This is a genomic window from uncultured Marinobacter sp. (assembly GCF_913055835.1).
GTDB lineage: Bacteria > Pseudomonadota > Gammaproteobacteria > Pseudomonadales > Oleiphilaceae > Marinobacter.
The window spans coordinates 161,585-178,658 of record NZ_CAJXKQ010000004.1 but is presented as its reverse complement, the minus strand read 5'-3'; the positions used below and the strand labels follow the sequence as shown (position 1 = coordinate 178,658).

Annotated in this window: 14 protein-coding genes and 1 riboswitch; of the genes, 9 read left to right on the top strand and 5 right to left on the bottom strand. The window is 58.2% G+C overall.

The features are described from left to right. Nucleotides 1–74: 74 nt before the first annotated feature. Complete coding sequence (gene msrB / locus QZ534_RS04380) at nucleotides 75–1,307, top strand: peptide-methionine (R)-S-oxide reductase MsrB (RefSeq protein ID WP_296931803.1); 1,233 nt, start codon at nucleotides 75–77, stop codon at nucleotides 1,305–1,307. Nucleotides 1,308–1,382: 75 nt separating this feature from the next. Here msrB and QZ534_RS04375 read toward each other — a convergent pair whose 3' ends face one another. Beyond that, on the bottom strand, nucleotides 1,383–2,111 hold the full coding sequence (locus QZ534_RS04375) for a 3'-5' exonuclease (protein WP_296931800.1): 729 nt from the start codon (nucleotides 2,109–2,111) through the stop codon (nucleotides 1,383–1,385). Continuing rightward, nucleotides 2,104–3,978: a putative nucleotidyltransferase substrate binding domain-containing protein gene (locus QZ534_RS04370; RefSeq protein WP_296931798.1), complete on the bottom strand. Its 1,875-nt coding sequence runs from the start codon at nucleotides 3,976–3,978 to the stop codon at nucleotides 2,104–2,106. Before QZ534_RS04370 ends, QZ534_RS04375 begins: the two co-directional genes overlap by 8 nt. Before the next feature lie 122 nt (nucleotides 3,979–4,100). Further along, a riboswitch (cobalamin riboswitch) is annotated at nucleotides 4,101–4,324 on the top strand. Between the two features lie 134 nt (nucleotides 4,325–4,458). Between QZ534_RS04370 and QZ534_RS04365 the strand changes: the two genes are divergently transcribed. From QZ534_RS04365 to QZ534_RS04340, 6 genes are all read left to right on the top strand, one after another. Further along, nucleotides 4,459–6,297: a TonB-dependent siderophore receptor gene (locus tag QZ534_RS04365; RefSeq protein WP_296931796.1), complete on the top strand. Its 1,839-nt coding sequence runs from the start codon at nucleotides 4,459–4,461 to the stop codon at nucleotides 6,295–6,297. A 30-nt stretch (nucleotides 6,298–6,327) separates the two neighbouring features. Then, the gene (locus QZ534_RS04360) at nucleotides 6,328–7,212 is read left to right on the top strand and encodes a cobalamin-binding protein (protein WP_296931794.1); all 885 of its coding nucleotides are present in this window, start codon (nucleotides 6,328–6,330) and stop codon (nucleotides 7,210–7,212) included. Next, a complete protein-coding gene (locus QZ534_RS04355; RefSeq protein ID WP_296931792.1) occupies nucleotides 7,199–8,173 on the top strand; it encodes an iron ABC transporter permease in 975 nt (324 codons plus the stop codon). Before QZ534_RS04360 ends, QZ534_RS04355 begins: the two co-directional genes overlap by 14 nt. Beyond that, the gene (locus QZ534_RS04350; RefSeq protein WP_296931790.1) at nucleotides 8,173–8,937 is read left to right on the top strand and encodes an ABC transporter ATP-binding protein; all 765 of its coding nucleotides are present in this window, start codon (nucleotides 8,173–8,175) and stop codon (nucleotides 8,935–8,937) included. Before QZ534_RS04355 ends, QZ534_RS04350 begins: the two co-directional genes overlap by 1 nt. A 467-nt stretch (nucleotides 8,938–9,404) precedes the next feature. After that, nucleotides 9,405–10,691, top strand: coding sequence for a hypothetical protein (locus QZ534_RS04345; RefSeq protein ID WP_296931788.1), 1,287 nt, complete (start codon nucleotides 9,405–9,407; stop codon nucleotides 10,689–10,691). A gap of 468 nt (nucleotides 10,692–11,159) precedes the next feature. Continuing rightward, nucleotides 11,160–12,008, top strand: a complete 849-nt coding sequence (locus QZ534_RS04340; protein WP_296931786.1) for a sulfurtransferase — start codon at nucleotides 11,160–11,162, stop codon at nucleotides 12,006–12,008. Between the two features lie 29 nt (nucleotides 12,009–12,037). Here the strand turns inward: QZ534_RS04340 and QZ534_RS04335 are convergent, their stop codons facing one another. Further along, entirely contained in the window at nucleotides 12,038–12,562 is a 525-nt protein-coding gene (locus tag QZ534_RS04335) for a cytochrome b (RefSeq protein ID WP_296931784.1), read from the bottom strand. A 64-nt stretch (nucleotides 12,563–12,626) separates the two neighbouring features. Continuing rightward, nucleotides 12,627–12,971: a hypothetical protein gene (locus tag QZ534_RS04330; RefSeq protein WP_296931782.1), complete on the bottom strand. Its 345-nt coding sequence runs from the start codon at nucleotides 12,969–12,971 to the stop codon at nucleotides 12,627–12,629. A 216-nt stretch (nucleotides 12,972–13,187) separates the two neighbouring features. Here QZ534_RS04330 and QZ534_RS04325 point away from each other — a divergent pair, with 216 nt between their 5' ends. Together QZ534_RS04325 and QZ534_RS04320 are read left to right on the top strand one after the other, a co-directional pair. Next, the gene (locus QZ534_RS04325; RefSeq protein WP_296931780.1) at nucleotides 13,188–13,913 is read left to right on the top strand and encodes a response regulator; all 726 of its coding nucleotides are present in this window, start codon (nucleotides 13,188–13,190) and stop codon (nucleotides 13,911–13,913) included. Further along, on the top strand, nucleotides 13,910–15,322 hold the full coding sequence (locus tag QZ534_RS04320; RefSeq protein ID WP_296931778.1) for an ATP-binding protein: 1,413 nt from the start codon (nucleotides 13,910–13,912) through the stop codon (nucleotides 15,320–15,322). The genes QZ534_RS04325 and QZ534_RS04320 overlap by 4 nt, the downstream gene beginning before the upstream one ends. Here the strand turns inward: QZ534_RS04320 and QZ534_RS04315 are convergent. Then, nucleotides 15,319–17,067 (bottom strand): glycosyltransferase family 39 protein, encoded by a 1,749-nt coding sequence (locus QZ534_RS04315; protein ID WP_296931776.1) that lies wholly within the window; start codon nucleotides 17,065–17,067, stop codon nucleotides 15,319–15,321. The genes QZ534_RS04320 and QZ534_RS04315 overlap by 4 nt on opposite strands. Nucleotides 17,068–17,074: the final 7 nt, after the last annotated feature.

Sequence of the window (17,074 nt, the reverse complement as noted above, 5' to 3'; positions counted from 1 at the left end):
TAACACCTGGTGAACGATTTCGTGAATCCGCGACCCTACGCTGTAGGAATGGAATCACGTATAGGAGAAGTCTGATGAAACACAAGATTCTGGGTATTTTTTCGGTGGTAACGCTGCTGTCGGCAGCAGGCCTGTTCACCACTCAAGTGGCTGCCGAAAAGTCGGAGTCGCAGATGAGCAAATACGCGCCGGATCAGCCCGGCCTTGCGGTGGCGACCTTCGCCGGCGGCTGTTTCTGGTGTGTCGAGGCCGGGTACGAGAAACGGGTGCCGGGCGTGGTGGAAGCTGTCTCGGGCTACGCCGGCGGGGAAGAGGAAAATCCCTCATACAAGCAGGTGGCCTCTGGCCAGACTGGCCATACCGAAGCGGTGCAGGTTTATTATGATCCGCAGCAAATGACCTACGAGGGCCTGTTGAAGGGCCTCTGGCGGATGATGGACCCGACCGATAACCAGGGCCAGTTCGTGGACCGTGGCCAGCAGTATCGGCCCGCTATTTTCTACCACAACGCCGAGCAGAAGCGTCTGGCCGAGGAGGCGGTTGCTGAGCTTGAGGCCTCCGGGGTCTACGACAAACCCGTGGTGATTGAAATCGTGCCATTCGAGAAATTCTACCCGGCCGAGGAGTATCACCAAGATTATTACGACAAGAACCCGGTGCGTTACAACTTCTACACCTTCAACTCGGGCCGCTACCAGTTCATCGAAAAGGTGTATGGCGAAGATTATGAGATCGATTACACCCGGTTCCAGGAAAGCGCCACAGTGGATGCCAGTGACAACCTGGTGGGCAATGAAAGCTCCAGCACAGAGCCCGGTAAGATGGGCAGCGGCTTTGACCCGGAGAGCTTTGAGAAGCCGAGCCAGGATGTGCTGAGGCAGCGTCTGACAGACATGCAGTACGAGGTCACCCAGGAAGACGGCACCGAGCCGGCGTTCAATAACAAATACTGGGACAACAAACAGGCCGGGCTATACGTGGATATCGTCTCGGGCGAGCCGCTGTTCTCATCCCGTGACAAGTACAAATCCGGTACCGGCTGGCCCAGCTTTACCAGGCCGATCACGGCTGACGCGGTGGTCGAACGGGAGGACAACTCGCTGTTCATGACCCGGACCGAAATCCGCAGTACCCACGCGGATTCCCACCTTGGTCATGTGTTTGATGATGGCCCCGCGCCAACCGGCTTGCGTTACTGCATGAACTCGGCAGCGATGGACTTTATCCCACTGGAGAAGATGGAAGAGGCCGGCTATGGCAAATGGATTGACGACGTCAAACCGCAAACCGACATGGCAAGCCAGTAGCCCCATGATGCCGGTAAGTCGGATTAGTGCCGGTAGGTCGGATTAGCGCAGCGTAATCCGACAACGACACTCAGACTACAACCAGAGATCCCCGATCCGGGTCTTCCGGCTGAAATGGTGCAATACCTGAGCCTGCAGCAATTCGGCCGTGGCAACCGCATCAATCAGGGCGTTATGGGCGGCATAGTGGGGCAGCCCATAACGCAGCCGGCTGTCAGCCAGTCGAATGGACACAGGCTTTTTGCCCAGCAGTCTCTGCCAGCGTGACGGGTTCCGGTCGGGGTGAAGGTGCGCCTCGATGGCCATGGTATCGATTAAAGGAAACCGGATACCCTCCCCCAGTCGCCATCGCAGTGCAGCATCGAAGAACGATCTCTCGATGTTGCGGTAGTGGACCACAGGGATGCGCCCGTTCAGGCTGGCAAACAGGTCCTTCAGGATATCTTTCATATCCGGTGCCTGGTCGATATCACTGTGGGTGATGCCGTGAATCGTGATCGAGGTCTGGTGCAGCGGCAGCTTTGGCCGCACGATCCAGTGGCGGGCCTTACCCAGCTGGATGCCATCGAGCGTAAACGGCACCAGACCGATACTGACAATCGAATGCTGGCTGGCGTCCAGCCCGGTGGTCTCGAAATCGAGCGCCACAAAGGGCACCTCGGACATGGGTGTCTCCGGCGACACACACCCGCTCTCGTAAAAGGCTCTCAGAATCGGTGACTTGCTCTGCTCGGCCAGAGCTTCGAATTGGTCTGGCCATGGCAGGCGTGTAACAGAATTTCCGGCCTGCTCCTCGCTAGACATTACGAGCCACCGTGGCGTGATACCGGAATTTCAGGAACTTCTGGGCACCGCTGACCACCTGGAAGGCGTCCTTGAGGTGGCTGCGCTCAAACGGTGAAAGGTCTTCGGGCCGAACGTTGTTGTCCGGCTGCCGGCCGGCCTCGATGGCCAGCGCCTGGTGGCGGATACGCACAATGGAGATGAACTCCAGGGCGTCCCTCAGGTTACCCAGATCGTCTTCCAGCAGCAGCTTGGTGTTGCCGATCGCTTTCAGCCGCTCGAACGAGTTCTGTGCACGGGAGCCACAGGCCAGGGCGTGAACCCGGATCAGATCCGACAGGGGCGCCGTTCCCCGACGTTTCAGGTTAAAGGTTTTCTGGTGCTTGCCATCTTCTTCCAACACGAAGGTTCGGAAAAAGCCGATCGGCGGCGTGCGGTTCAGGGCGTTGCGGGCCAGCATAGCCAGGAACCGCTGACTGTTGCTGGCCTTGTCGGCCACCAGTGTCTTCAGCTGTTCGGCAAAGTCGGTTTCCCCGTAGATACCGTCCAAATCAAAGAAGATATTGCTGTTCAACAGAGCTTCGGCCTTCGGGTTATCAATCCAGTCGGTGAAGTAGTCCTTCCAGACCCGCAGTGGCTGCCGCCATTTCTGGTTGGTGGCCATGATGTCGCCGGTGCAGTAGGTGTAGCCGCACTCGGCAAGGCCATCGCTGACAAACTTCGCCAGCGCCAGGAAGTATTCATCGTGCTCTTCCGGCACGAAGCTGTCGTCCAGAATCATGGCGTTATCCTGGTCGGTGACCACCAGCTGCTCGTCCCGGGCCATGGAACCCAGCGCCATAAAGCAGTAGGGCACAGGCGGTGGCCCCAGTTTCTCCTCACCCAGTGTCAGCAGACGCTGGGTAAAACTGCGACCAATACCGGCCATGGCACTGCCAATCATGTGGGAGTTGGCGTCTTCGTTCACCATACGAACAAAGCTGTCCCGCACATCAAGGCTGATTTTCTTCAGGCCTTTTACATCCTGCTGATGATAGATGTTGCTGACCAGGTACAGGCTGCTCTGGCTCTCGTACTTCACGATGTCAGAGAGCGCAATCACACCGCGGACCTCATCCCGATCCATCACCGGCAGGTGGTGCACATTGTTGTGCAGCATGGTGAGCATGGCCTCGAAGATAAACATGTTCGAGCGGATGGTGATCAGACCTTCAGACATGATCTCACTGATCGGGGTTTCCGAGGCCAGTGCCTCGCTCAGGGCCCGGGTGCGCAGGTCCCGGTCGGTGATGATGCCCTTGAGCAGGGGCTTTTCGCCTTCCTCGTCCATCAGCAGCAGCGCAGAGACGCCGTGTTCGGTCATGATCCGCGCCGCTTCCTGCAGGCGAACGGTATGCGGTGCGGATACCGGTTCCCGGGAAATAAGCCGGGTAACCTTGGACGTCATCAGCTGGTTGGATTTTTCCCGCCGCGAAACGGCGGATCGCAGGCGGCTTCGGTCCTCAATCTCGACGAAATCGGCGAAGTTGTCGTCATTTTCCCAGAGATACTGGAAAGTATCGTAAGGGATCTTGTAAAGCAGGACGTCTTCCAGGGCTTTGGCAGGGAAGCGCACTTTCCGGTTCATCAGAAGACCAAACTGGCCAAAGACCTCACCTTCACTGATGCGGTTATAAAGTTCTCCGGTTCTCCGATAGATTTCAACGGCGCCACTGCGCACGTAAAACAGCCAGCTGCTCGGGTCACCCAATTCCAGTATCTGGCTCCCGGCCTTGAAGTAAACAACCTCTATGTCGCCAACCACTCTGTCGAGCAGCTCCTCGGTCATCTCGTCAAACGGCGGGTATTGAGCCATGTGATTGCGAATGTCGACCAGCTCGGCCTGCATAAAACTCCCTGTTCTGGCGAAGAAAAAGTGATTGTCAGTCATGGAATATAGCAGTGGCAGAGGCCTGCGACCATGTCGACCTTTGATGGATTTCATTGACCGCTTACCCCGGTGTTGCTAGCCTTGCCTCACTTTTTTCAGGTGTCCGTCGCAAAGCGCGACGGGTGAAACGGGAAATCGGTGAGCCTGGCATTGCCAGTGCAAGTCCGATGCTGCCCCCGCAACGGTAAGCAGGACAACGGCAATCTGCGCGCCACTGTGTCGCCACGACATGGGAAGGTGATTGCCCGGGAACCAAGGGTTCCGCCTGCCAGCCCGGAGACCGGCCTGGAAAAACACCCGATGTTGCGGAGGGCAACCTGGGTGGGTGATATGCCGGTTCCGCTCTCCTGATACCTGTCTACCGCCTGCCCTCATTCGCTGTTCCGCAACAAAACCCAGATTCCCGTGCGGGTGCGCGCGGTGTGCGGAGCAAGCTTAATGTTCAGAATTCAAAGCCCTGGTTTAGTGGTCGGCCTTTCCCTGGCTGCCCTCCCTCTGGCCGTTTCGGCCCAGTCTGCCCCAGAAACCGATGCCCTGGATCCCATCGTGGTTACCGCGACACTGGGGCCGAAGACCGTTGGAGAGAGTCTGTCTTCGGTTACGGTCATCGAGAAGAAGGCTATTGATCGGCAACAGCCCGCGGAATTCCGCGACCTTTTGCGCGCCCAGCCGGGGATCAATGTGGTGTCGGACGGCAGCTACGGCAAGACCACCAGCGTATTCCTGCGTGGCGCGGGGAGCTCCGGTACCGTGCTGCTTCTTGATGGTATCCGCCTGCGCTCTGCCTCTGCAGGCATCCCGCCGTGGCAGTTTTTGCCTCCGGAATTGATGGAACGGGTTGAACTGGTGCGTGGCGCGAAGAGCTCCCTGTACGGTGCCGACGCGGTGGGCGGTGTCATCCAGGCGTTCACCCTGGAACCTGAGGCCGGGCGCCAGGGTTGGGGCGAGCTGAAAGGAGGCTCCCATAAAACCCGTGAGGTTACTGCCGGATTAGCCGGCCGGGAGGGCCGTTCCTCGTTCCTTGCCAGTGGCGTCTATTCGGATACCGATGGCACCAACCTGCGTGCTGGCGGCGAAGACAAGGGCTTTCGGAACGCCGGCGGCCTGGCAAAACTGAGCCACAATTTTGACCAGGGTGGCGGCGCAGGGCTGACGGTGTTCCAGTCTGAAGGTAATACCGAGTTTGAAGGCGGTGATACCGATTTCCTGATCCGTGCCATGGGTCTGCATCTGGAGGCTGTTGCCAGTGACTACTGGCGCACACGGATCCAGTTCTCGGAAGCCCGCGATGAACAGGATACCTTCGGAGCCAATCCCAGTACTTTCGACACACTGTCTCGCTCAGCGCGCTGGGAAAACACCCTGACGGCCGGTGTTCATGAGCTGGTTCTGGGTACGGAGGTCATGATTGATGAAGTGGATGGCACCAGCAATTTCACAGAAGACAGCCGGACCAACAGCGCGGTCTTTGGTCAGGGCCGCCTGAACTTCGATGCCACCGATCTGATGCTCAGTCTGCGTCTTGATGACAACGAGGCCTACGGGAAAGAGGAGACTGGCGGCGTGGCCTTTGGTCACCAGCTGGACCGCGCCCATCGTTTTCGCCTCAGCTATGCGACCTCGTTCCGGGCGCCAACCTTCAACGATCTTTACCTGACGGTGCCGTTCTACACCGGTAATCCCGACCTCGATGCAGAAGAGGGGCAGATGGTCGAGGCCGGTTTCTCCGGGCGATATGACCAGTGGTACTGGGATGTTGCGCTTTATCAGAACGACGTGAAAGACCTGATTACCTACGTGTCTGACCCGGTGACCTTTGAGGGCACCATGGAGAATGTCGAAACCGCCAGAATCCGTGGCGTTGAGGTTTCTTCCGGTATTGAGACGGCTGACTGGAATCTGGCGGCAGCGGTAACCTATGCGGATACCGAGAACCGCGACACGGGCGCCCGTTTACCACGCCGCGCGGAAAAGAACCTGCGTCTGGATATTGATCGCCTGTTCTCCCAGTGGTCTGTGGGCGCCAGCTTTATTGCTGAGAGTGACCGCTATAACGATGCGGCGAATACCAGCCCGCTTCCAGGCTATGGCACTGTAGACCTGAGGGCGGCCTGGAATTTCCAGCCTGGCTGGTCGGCCTCGTTCAAGGTCGATAACGTGCTGGATCGTCGCTATGCCACCAGCATCGGATATGACAGTGCGACCTTCGCGCCTTTTGATTACCTGGCCGCGGGCCGAACCTTCATGGCCTCGGTGCGCTATGATTTCCAGCAGTAAATTCACTGATCTGAGAGGCTCCCGCCCTCTATGAGGTACCTCTGGCTCGCGGCACTGTGTGTATTGTCTCTGCTTGCGCCCTCGTTGGCGCAGGCCGAGGGACCCTGCGCACGCGATGCACTGAACCAGACGGTATGCCTGCCCGAGCCAGCGCACCGGGTTGTCTCTCTTTCACCGGGCGCGACGGAACTGCTGTTCTCTGCCGGCGCCGGTGACAAGGTGGTGGCCGTAAGTGCCTGGAGTGACTATCCAGCAGAAGCTGCGGACTTGCCGCAGGTGGGTGACAGCAATCGCCTGGACCTGGAAGCCATTGTCGCACTGGCGCCGGACCTGGTGGTGGCCTGGGTGGATGGCAATTCCCGCAGCCAGCTGGAACGGCTTTCTGATCTGGGTATTTCTGTTTTCTGGCTTGCTCCGAGGACGTTTGACGACATTGCCGAGGCGGTATCGGATCTGGCGTTGCTGACGGGTTCGCCGGACCTCGGCAATGAGCGGGCCGAAGCGTTTCGCGCAGAAATGACCGAACTGAAAGCTCGGTATGCTGATGCCAGACCGGTCAGGGTGTTCTATCAGATATGGGACCAGCCCCTGATGACCGTGAACCGGGAAGAGCTGATCAGCAAAGCCATAACCCTGTGCGGCGGCGTGAATGTGTTCGGCGGATTGCCGCGGCTGGTGCCCCGGATCAGCCGGGAGGCGGTACTGGAAGCCAACCCCGAAGCCATTATTACCGCCGGATCCTCTGATGACAGGCAATGGCTGGAGGCCTGGCGTGAGTTCCCGGGCCTGGCCGCGGTAGCCGCCGGCAATCTCTTCCTCGAACCGCCGGACCTGCTGGCGCGCCCGACGCTTCGTATGGCAGACGGAGCCAGACACCTGTGCCAGACCCTGGAGCAGGCCCGTGCCAATCTCTAGCCCCTACAGACCCCTCCTCGTTCTGCTGCTGGCGGGCTTTCTGGCGGCCCTGATCTCCGTGAGTATTGGCAGCACCGCCATCGGTTTTGGCGACACTCTGAGGGTTATCACCGGCAGTGGCACCGAGCTGCAGCAAACGCTGATTCTGGAGCTGCGCCTGCCTCGCACCCTGAGCGCGTTCGCAACTGGCGGATTGCTGGCCGTGGCCGGGGCACTGATGCAGGTATTGTTGCGAAATCCCCTGGCCGATCCCTACGTGTTGGGGTTGTCCGGCGGTGCTGCCGTAGGGGCGTTACTGGCCATGCTGGCCGGTGTTGGCGGTTTTCTGGTATCCGGTTCCGCGTTTGCCGGCGCGATGCTGGCGACGCTGCTGGTGTTTGGCCTCGCCCATGGCAGTGGCAGCTGGACGCCCTCGCGACTATTACTCACCGGCGTGGTGGTTGCCGCCGGCTGGGGCGCCATCATTACCCTGATCCTCTCGATGACGCCGGCCAGCCGATTGCCGGGCATGCTGCACTGGTTGATGGGCGATCTTTCCCACGCCGCCACTCCGTGGCCGGGACTGATGATTCTTGTGCTCGTTTGCCTGATGGTGTTTCCGCTGGGGCGAGCCCTGAACGTGTTGGCCCGGGGTTCCCTGCAGGCTGCGGCCCTGGGCGTTTCGGTGCGGCCACTGGAATGGTCGATCTACCTCATGGCCAGCCTGCTGACTGCCACGGCCGTTACCATGGCCGGTTCTGTCGGTTTTGTCGGCCTGGTGGTTCCTCATATGTTGCGACTGGTGCTGGGTAACGACCAGCGGCTGATTCTGCCGGCCTGCGCACTGGCCGGTGGAACGCTGCTGGTGCTGGCGGATACCCTGGCGCGGGTGGTGATTGCACCGGAGCAATTGCCGGTTGGCGTGATCACCGCGCTGATTGGCGTCCCGACCTTCCTGTACCTGTTGTATAGGAGCCGATGATGACACGGCTGACCACCGAAGCACTGATCATCGATATTCCCGGGCGAGCCTCAGGCGTCCCTCTGAATCTGGCCATAGAGCCCGGGCAGGTCTGGGGCGTGCTTGGCCCTAACGGTGTGGGTAAAACCACCTTGCTTCATACCCTGGCAGGATTGCGGGCGCCCAGAAGCGGGCAGCTGTTACTCGACGAAACCCCGCTGCACGATATCCGCCGCAAAACCGTCTCGCAGCAGATGGGCCTGGTATTCCAGGATCGACAGGATGGATTCCCGGCAACGGCACTGGAAACTGCTTTGATCGGTCGCCACCCCTGGCTGTCACCCTGGCAGATGGAGAGCGGTGAGGATCTGGCGATTGCGGAACGGGCTCTCGAAGCGCTGGACGTGATCCACCTGAAAGATCGCCTGGTGAATACCCTTTCCGGCGGCGAACGCCAGCGCGTAGCCATTGCCACCCTGATGACCCAAAGCCCCGAAATCTGGCTCCTGGACGAACCCACCAATCACCTGGATTTACAGCACCAGACCGCCGTTATGAAACTGCTGCGCCAGCAGGCAGCGTGCGACCGGGCTGTGTTCATGTGCCTCCATGACCTGAACCTGGCCGCCCGCTGGTGCGACCAGATCCTCCTCCTGTACCCCGACGGCCAGGCCTGCTGGGGCCCAGCCCGCGACATGCTGGTGACTTCTGCCCTCGAAAGCCTGTTTGGCCAGCGTTTGCTATCTGCCGAACTGGATGGTTTTCCGGTGTTTGTGCCGGGGTGACAGGTCGAGGTGCTCAAGGAAGCCCGGAATACCTTTCAGGGCAGTAGAATTGATAGGTGTCGGAAAACTCCGCGCACCAAGATCCGGCGTGTTTGTAGCCAGCCGAAAGCCAGAAAGGTTGAATCTATGTGGTGGTTACTAAATTAACACTCAGCTAGCCGAGAGTTTGAATATTGCCACTTCTCCTCGAGTCGGTTGCAGTTTAAGCTGATTAGTTTTCTGATAATAAGAAAGATTTAGTGATATGGTGCGTCGCGTAGGGGCGTAAAATCAGTTGGTTTAGATGTCATTTGTGGTTGCCGTAGTCCTTTGGCAGAAAAGTAACTCTCTTTTGAATGGATTTTTTGCAGAAAGCCTTGGCTGATAATTGGATGGCACTTTTGAAAGTTTCCTTTCAAGATCCTTTCAAGAGGGCAGGGCTTTAAGCACTCTACTTAAAACTTTTCAACTGTGATGAATCATATCTTATGAGCATTTATTCCTGGCTGTTGTCTCGTTTTCGCATGTTGAGAGGGCTTTTGGCACGGATGGTTTGGCTAAGAACCTATTACCTAAAATTTCTTTTGACTGTTTTGTCTGCAGTGCTAGTTTTTGCCTTTTTTTCCATTAATGAAGGCGACTGGTATTCGATTGCCATCAACATACAGAACTATGGATATCTAACCGAAGCCATAGCTGTCTTGATTTTAGCGATTTCCGTAATTAAAGGTTGGAGCATCGCCCACACTGACGTTACTTTCGAGAAGTTAGAGCCGGTCATCCGGATTTCAAACGAAACGGGTGCATATGATTGCTGTGTGCCGTTTGGAAAGCAGTCCATTGTGTTCAACACCGACGTCAACCTTTCTTTGGAGCAAGGTAGTAACCCGCTCCGGATGATATCTGGAAAATTCAAACTGCACCCGTTGATTTACCAGCTACTCCCGGTTTTTATCATGAAAATGCCGGAGTCCGGTTTGGATACGTCGGATGACGCAAAGGTCAAACTGGCCAGCGATCTGGATCCGGATGTCATTCGCAGTGGGGCAACACTGAACCTTCAGCGAACCTCTTATTTCCGTGACCGCTTGTCCAATACTTTGGCAAACTATTTGGTCAAAATGGAAGGTCGGGTAATTCTTGATCTTAGAAGTACGGAAGTAATGACGAGGGAAGGCTACTTTTACTCGCTCAGGGAGTCTTCACTCTCAAACCAGCTGGGCGGCAGTGTTCTCCTGTTCACCTCCGATTCGACCATAATCATGCTAAGCCAGGGCAATCGAACTGCTGAAAACGCTGGCCGTCTTGCGCCAGCCGGCTCAGGCTCGTTCGATCCGTTACCGAGGAAGAAACTGGAATCATTGACATTTCAGGAGTACGCAAGAAGAGAGGTCGCCAGAGAACTCAGGGAAGAGTGCGGGCTAAGTGTGCAGGATGTTCATAATGTTCAGATTTGTGGCTTTGGCCGGTATCTTTATCGGAACGGTAAGCCCGAGGTGTTCTGTGTGGCAACGACCCGTAAAACCTCCAATGAGATACGGATTCCTGTGCGAGAATGGGACTATCAGCAGAAAAAGGTGAAAATTATGCCTTTTTGGGGGGCTTTGACGAGGGAAAATGCTCTAACTGGCATTGAACAATTGATCTCAAATATAGAAATAAAGGCCGACGGCTACGAAAACTCATCCGCTCCGCTTTACTGGAATGCACTCTTCGCAAAACATTACTTAGAGGCTCTTGGGGGTGAGAACGAAGCAAAGCTTTTTGAACTTTAAGTATCCGACAAAAGGATGTCACATGAAGGGCATCTGCATCCATCGGTAAACTTAATGCGGGGCTCCATAAATGTCCAATCTTTAATTAGATTTTCAAATTATACGGCGTTGCCGAACTATTAGGGATTCAAACTAGGTCAATGGGCGTAACTTACATGCCAGTGTATACGTCCTACCATCGCTGACCTGTCTTCGCTTTGCCACTAGAGGGTCATAGGTGTGCTCTGTGTGAAAATCACGGAAAATTGAATGCTCTAATTGCCACGAGATTGCGAGTGCGGTGACAAATGCTTGCTTCCGGACCGCCTGATCCGGGCTCCAGCGCATTTATTTGCTAACACAGTACCCTAATCAGGAAGCCCCAATGACCATTGAGCGTATTTCCACTAACAGCCGAATGAGCAAGATCGTAAAACACAACGGCACCGCTTACCTTCGCGGTTAGGTTGCCAATAACAGGAGCACACCATGGCGTCCCCACTCGTAACCACAGACTGGCTGCAGGAAAACCTCGATAACGACCGTTTGGTTTTGATCGACGCGAGCATGGCGACGGTTATTGGCAAGGAGCCGATCGTTTACGACCAGCCGGTGTGGATACCGGGGAGTTACCAGATCGACCTTGAGGGAACGCTCTGCGATACCGACTCGTCCCAACTCCACGCATTTCCCACCGAAGAACAGTTCACGCAGGAAGTTCGCAGGTTGGGCGTAACGCCTGAAAGCCTGGTGGTGCTCTATGACAACCAGGGAATCTATTCGGCGCCACGGGCCTGGTGGATTCTGCGGTCGATGGGCCTGGAGAATGTTTTCGTGCTGGATGGTGGCCTGCCTCTGTGGTTAGCGGAGGGGCGTGAAACGGTGTCGGCTCCGATCCAGGGCGAGGCTTCTTCCGGGACCATGGCGGGCCGTCTGCAGCCCGAACGTGTTCGGGATTCCGCCTTCGTGCTACAGCATCTGGACGACGAGCAGGTAGCGGTGATTGATGCGAGATCCCGGGCGCGGTTCCTGGCTCAGGCGCCGGAACCGCGTCCGGGTGTGCGCGGCGGCCATATACCGAACTCTCTCAACCTTCCATTTACCGAGGTGCTGGATGGTTACCGGTTCAAGCCGGCCAGTGAGCTGAAAGCCACGTTCAGCCAGCTTGCGCCGAATCTTCAGCCCGGAAACGGGCATCAACTGGTGTTTTCCTGCGGTTCCGGCATCACCGCCTGCATCATTCTGCTGGCGGCGCAGCTGGCCGGGTATGACCAGCTATCTCTTTACGATGGTTCCTGGGCGGACTGGGGCAGCGACGAATCGCTGCCGGTGGCTTGAACCCGAAGGTTTTTGTGTATTCCGGGCTGTCAGGCCATGCGTTTCATGATCCGGTCGCCCAGCATATACTGATGCGCCAGGGCAGCTGCTACATGTACGCCAATCATTACCCACAGCACGTTGGCCAGTACTTCGTGTACGTCTTCGCCGCTCTCTTCCAGCCATTCCACTTCCGGGCCGTAACCAAAAACTGTCCATCCGAAAAAGGTAACAGGATCACCTTCGCCGAGGGATGTGGCCAGGCCTGACAGGGGCATGAGAATCATAAGGGCATAAAGCGCGAGGTGTCCCAGTTTGGCCATGGTTGCCCAGTGCGCCGGTGGTGACAGACGTGCGCGGTTCAACCAGCGCCAGAGTCCGCGAAAGATCACCAGCCCGAAGATGGTCAGGCCCAGGCTCTGGTGCCAGGCCATGAGCGAGGCATCAGAGAGCGTGTGCTCCAGGGCTTCAAACCAGACTTCGCTGGCAAGCATGACCAGCAGCAGAACGGCCATTATCCAGTGAACAGCCCGGGAAACAGCACCGTAACGGTTGTCAGCATCCATCAATGTCATCGTGATTCTCCTTGATCCAGGATTGGCGGGGACCTGACCAGGCCCCCGCGCTGGCTGCTGTTAATCAGTCCCAGCGGCCGCCGCGAACCGGGGCGCCGTACTGGTTGAATTCCTGCTCCCGGATCAGGTTCTGCTCGGCATCCCTGAGCTGTACCCGGAAGGTGCCATCGGCAGTCTCGTCAACAGTTACCTTCACGCCCGGGCCGAAGCGTCTCAGCGCGTGGCCATAGGCCATGATGCGCATTTCTTCGGTGCTGTACTGTTTGAGGTTGGCGTTCATGTGCTTGCCGTCACGGCGATGCTCGTAGCGGTCGTCGTCCCAGTAGTCGTCATCAGCGGATACCAGCAGGGGTGTGGCACTCAGCAGCGCGGCGACGGAGAGGGCGGCGATGGTAGTGGTTTTCTTCATGATCGAACTCCTTGGTTGTTGAACCCATGACGGATGTCATCGTTGGTCGGTAATCATTGCACCAAGGAAACGTCGCAGAATTGTCTCGGTGAAGGGCCGAGTTTGTCGCAACTTGTCGCAAGGCCGGGAATTGCGACGGTTTTTGACAAGATCGCGCCCAAGCGGGAAGTCGACTCCCCTATAATCAGGGCAGACGGTAATTCAACGGAGTAACGAGTGAGCGACTCTCCTACCATCCTGGTCGTCGATGACCACCGGGACATTCGAGATCTGGTCGGCCGCTATCTTCAGGAGCATGGCCTGCGCGTGCTGCTGGCGGATGGCGGCGACGCCATGAAGCGCCAGCTGCGACAGCATTCCGTCGACCTGGTTGTGCTGGACATCATGATGCCCGGAGACGATGGCCTCACGCTCTGCCGTTACCTTCGTGAACACACCGAGTTGCCCGTTATTCTGCTTACAGCCATGAGCGAGGAAACTGATCGCATTGTCGGCCTCGAAATGGGCGCCGACGATTACCTCACCAAACCCTTTAACCCCCGGGAACTGCTGGCTCGCATAAAAGCGGTTCTGCGCCGGACCACGGCGCTGCCACCGCAACGCAGCCCCATGGCCGGGCAGTGTCTGACCTTTGAGGGCTGGAAACTGGACGTAGACCGCCATCAACTGGTTGATCCGGAGGGTGTCGAGGTGTCACTGAGTACCGCCGAGTACAAGCTTCTGCTTGCCTTCCTCGAGCATTCCGGCCGCGTGTTGTCCCGTGATCAACTGATGGATCTTACCCTTGGCCGAGAGGCGGATGCCTTCGATCGCAGCATTGATAATCATGTCAGCCGCCTGCGCCGAAAGATCGACCCGGATGCCCGCAGCCCCAGGCTGATCAAGACCATCTGGGGAGGTGGATACCAGTGGATTGCTGCGGTCGAAGGGGCTGAACAATGAAACTGTGGCCACGGCGCGCCGGTGGGCAGCTGGCGCTGTTATTGATTCTGGTGCTGCTGGTGGCCCAGATCATCACCATCGTCATTCTCGCTGGCGAGCGACAGGGTGCGTTACGCAGTGCCAGCCTTGAGCACGTCCTCCAGCGGGTGGCTGATGGTTACACCCTGGCCGATACCACGGACCCGGACCGGCAGGAACGTATCCTGCGAGCACTCTCAAGCCCGACCCTGCGGCTTTCCATTGATCCGGCGCCCTATCTCACCGAGGACCGGGCCTCCGGCATGACACGCCAGCTGGCTGAGGAATTGGGCCTGTCTGTGGCGCAGGTTCGAACGGCCATGGAGGCGGATGAAGACGACTGCCTGCCGGATCGCGATGACCATCGGGACCGTGAACGTCATGACGATGAGGATGATGAGCATCACGAGTATGAAGAACACCGTGACGATGACGAGCATCGTGATGAGCGGCACGAATGCCCACCGGTCCTGGGTGTTTCCCTGGCCCTGTCCTCTGGCCAGTGGTTCAACGCCCGGGCCCGACCACCAGAGCCCTCCTGGCTCTGGTTAAAGGCTACGCTCACCAGCGTGGGGATTACCGCCGTACTGCTCACGCTTACCTTGTTGCTGGCGGTCCGTCGAATCCTGCGGCCAATGAACGAGTTGAGCCAGGCCGCCCACGCGTTCGGGCGGGGGGAGAAAGTCCGGATTCCCGAAAAGGGACCGGAGGATGTTCGGGAAGTTACCCGTGCCTTCAACCAGATGCAGGACCAGGTTGGCCGTGCCCAGGAAGACCGGGCAAGGCTACTGGCGGCCCTGGCCCATGACTTGAGAACCCCCATTACCTCCATGCGGCTGCGGGTGGAAATGCTGCCGGAAGGCGAGGACCGGGACCGTCTTCTCGATTCACTTCGGGAGATGCAGCATCTGGCCGAGGCTACCCTCGATTTCATCCGGGGCAGCACCACCGAACAGCACCGCCGTTATGATCTGGCCACCCTGCTGGATAGTCTCTGTGGTGATCTTCAGGAAATGGGGCTGGCGGTGCGTTGCCAGGACAGCCCGAGATGCGTGCTCCAGGGACAGCCCGAAGCCGTCAAACGCGCTCTGCGTAATCTGATTGAGAACGCGGTGAATTACGGCGAACAGGCGGAAGTAGCCCTGACAACAACGGACGCCGAAGCCGTTGTCACGATTGTCGATCAGGGGCCGGGTATTCCAGACGCCGAACGGGAGCGGGTTTTCGAACCCTTCTACCGTCTGGAACACTCCCGCAGCCGCGAAACCGGTGGCGCAGGCCTGGGCCTGGCCATCGCCCGCACCCTGATCCGGGGGATGGGCGGCGACATCCGGCTGGGTGCTGGCCCGGACGGGAAAGGCCTCAAGGTGTCCGTCACTTTGCCGCTCTAATCGAGCCAACTGCCGGGGCGGGGCGTGGTAAAGCGTCTGATCCTGTCCGGCGGCGTGCAGTCGGGTTTCATTTGTTCATCGGAAAGCAAAAGGTTGTTGTCACGGTGGGCCGTGCCCACGGGAATCGCACCCTCTTTGGTGAAGCAAGGAAGCTCAATCTGATCGGCGACGAGAAGATAGCTGTCCTCGGTCTCGCTCATCCACAGCCAGGCATTCCGGTTTTCCTGTTCCCGACCGGTAAAGAAGCTGAAATGGGTAAAGTCGCGTTTGGAAAACAGCAGGAACTGCTCCCGGAAGTCGATCATGCCGAGCTGCCCGCCGGGCGGGATATGCTGTTCTGCGGCGGCCAGCACGTTGCGGGGAGTTCGAAGCGGCTCAAGAATTTGATAGCCCCAGGCGCCCAACAGCAGCCAGGTGATCATCATGGCCAGAAACAGACGCCCCAGCGCACGGGAGCGCCAGAACCCGAACAGAGTGACCAGCCAGGCCAGCCCGATGACGAAGACAAACGTTCCTGCCTCGTGCAGTTTGGCCGGATCGGTGCTGTAGTCGGCCACTTTTTCAACCAGCTGGGGGTGGTCGTTCCAGGCGAGGACGCCAACCGCCATCAACGCAACACCGAGCAGGAACTGTAAACCCGTCAGGATTGGCGGAAACCAGCCTGCCGGTTTCTGGGCGCTGAGTAGCGGGGCGAGAATCAGCGCCAGCATGGGCAATGCGGGCAACAGGTAAACACCGCGCTTGCCGGGGCTGAGGCTGAAAAACACGATGACCAGGGCAATCCAGCCCAGAAGCACCGGAATAATCGGGCGGTAGCGGGCGGTTTCAGACAGAGGCCGGAGCAAGGCCAGCAGCAACAGGGGAAGCGGAAACCACAGCGAGGGGATTACGCTGGTGAGGTAATAGTACCAGGGCTGGATATGGCCCCAGGAGTCGGCATAGCGCTCGCCGGTCTGTTTGAACAGGATGTTGTTCCGGTAGGCCAGGGCCTCTTCCGTGCCGAGGTTATTCACATAGAGCACCATGGGAACCAGCCAGGCGGCAACAACGGCCAGCATGGCCAGCGGGCCCAGTGCGCAGCGCCAGGTGAGTGTGCCACGGAACAGTGCACGATCACGAAGCTTCATGACCGCGATCGGAATGAGCATCAGCGCCGGCAGGAAGCCAACCCCTTTGGTGATGATCCCGAGCCCCATAAACGCCCAGCCAACGAAGTACCAGCCCCAGGCGGGCCCGGTGAAAAAGTGTCGGATCAAACCGTAGCAGGCAACCGCAATCCAGCAGGCGACCATGGCGTCGATCTGGGCTTTCTGGGCCTGGATCACGAACTGGGGCGCAAGCATCAGCAACATGACCGCGATGGCACCGGTTCGCTGGTTCCAAAGGCGGGTGCCCAGATCAAAGACCAGTCCCAGTGTCAGCAGGCTACACAGCGCATTGGGCAGCAGGAAGGCAATCTTCAGGTTGCCGGTCAGCCAGTAAAAGAAGGCAATACTCCACATGAACACCGGTGGCTTGTCCGGGTAGAACTCACCACCCCGCATGGGGATCAGCCATTGCCCGGAGGCGACCATTTCGCGGGCCACTTCCGCGAACCGCGGTTCGTCGGCAGGCCAGGGGGAACGTAATCCGATCCCGGTAAAAATCACGAATGCCGCAAAGGCCAGCAGTAACAGCAGGAGTTGATTGCGGGACAGGTTGAACAGGGTGTCCGGCAGGTGGCGGACGAAGGGGGATGCAGGCATGGTTCGG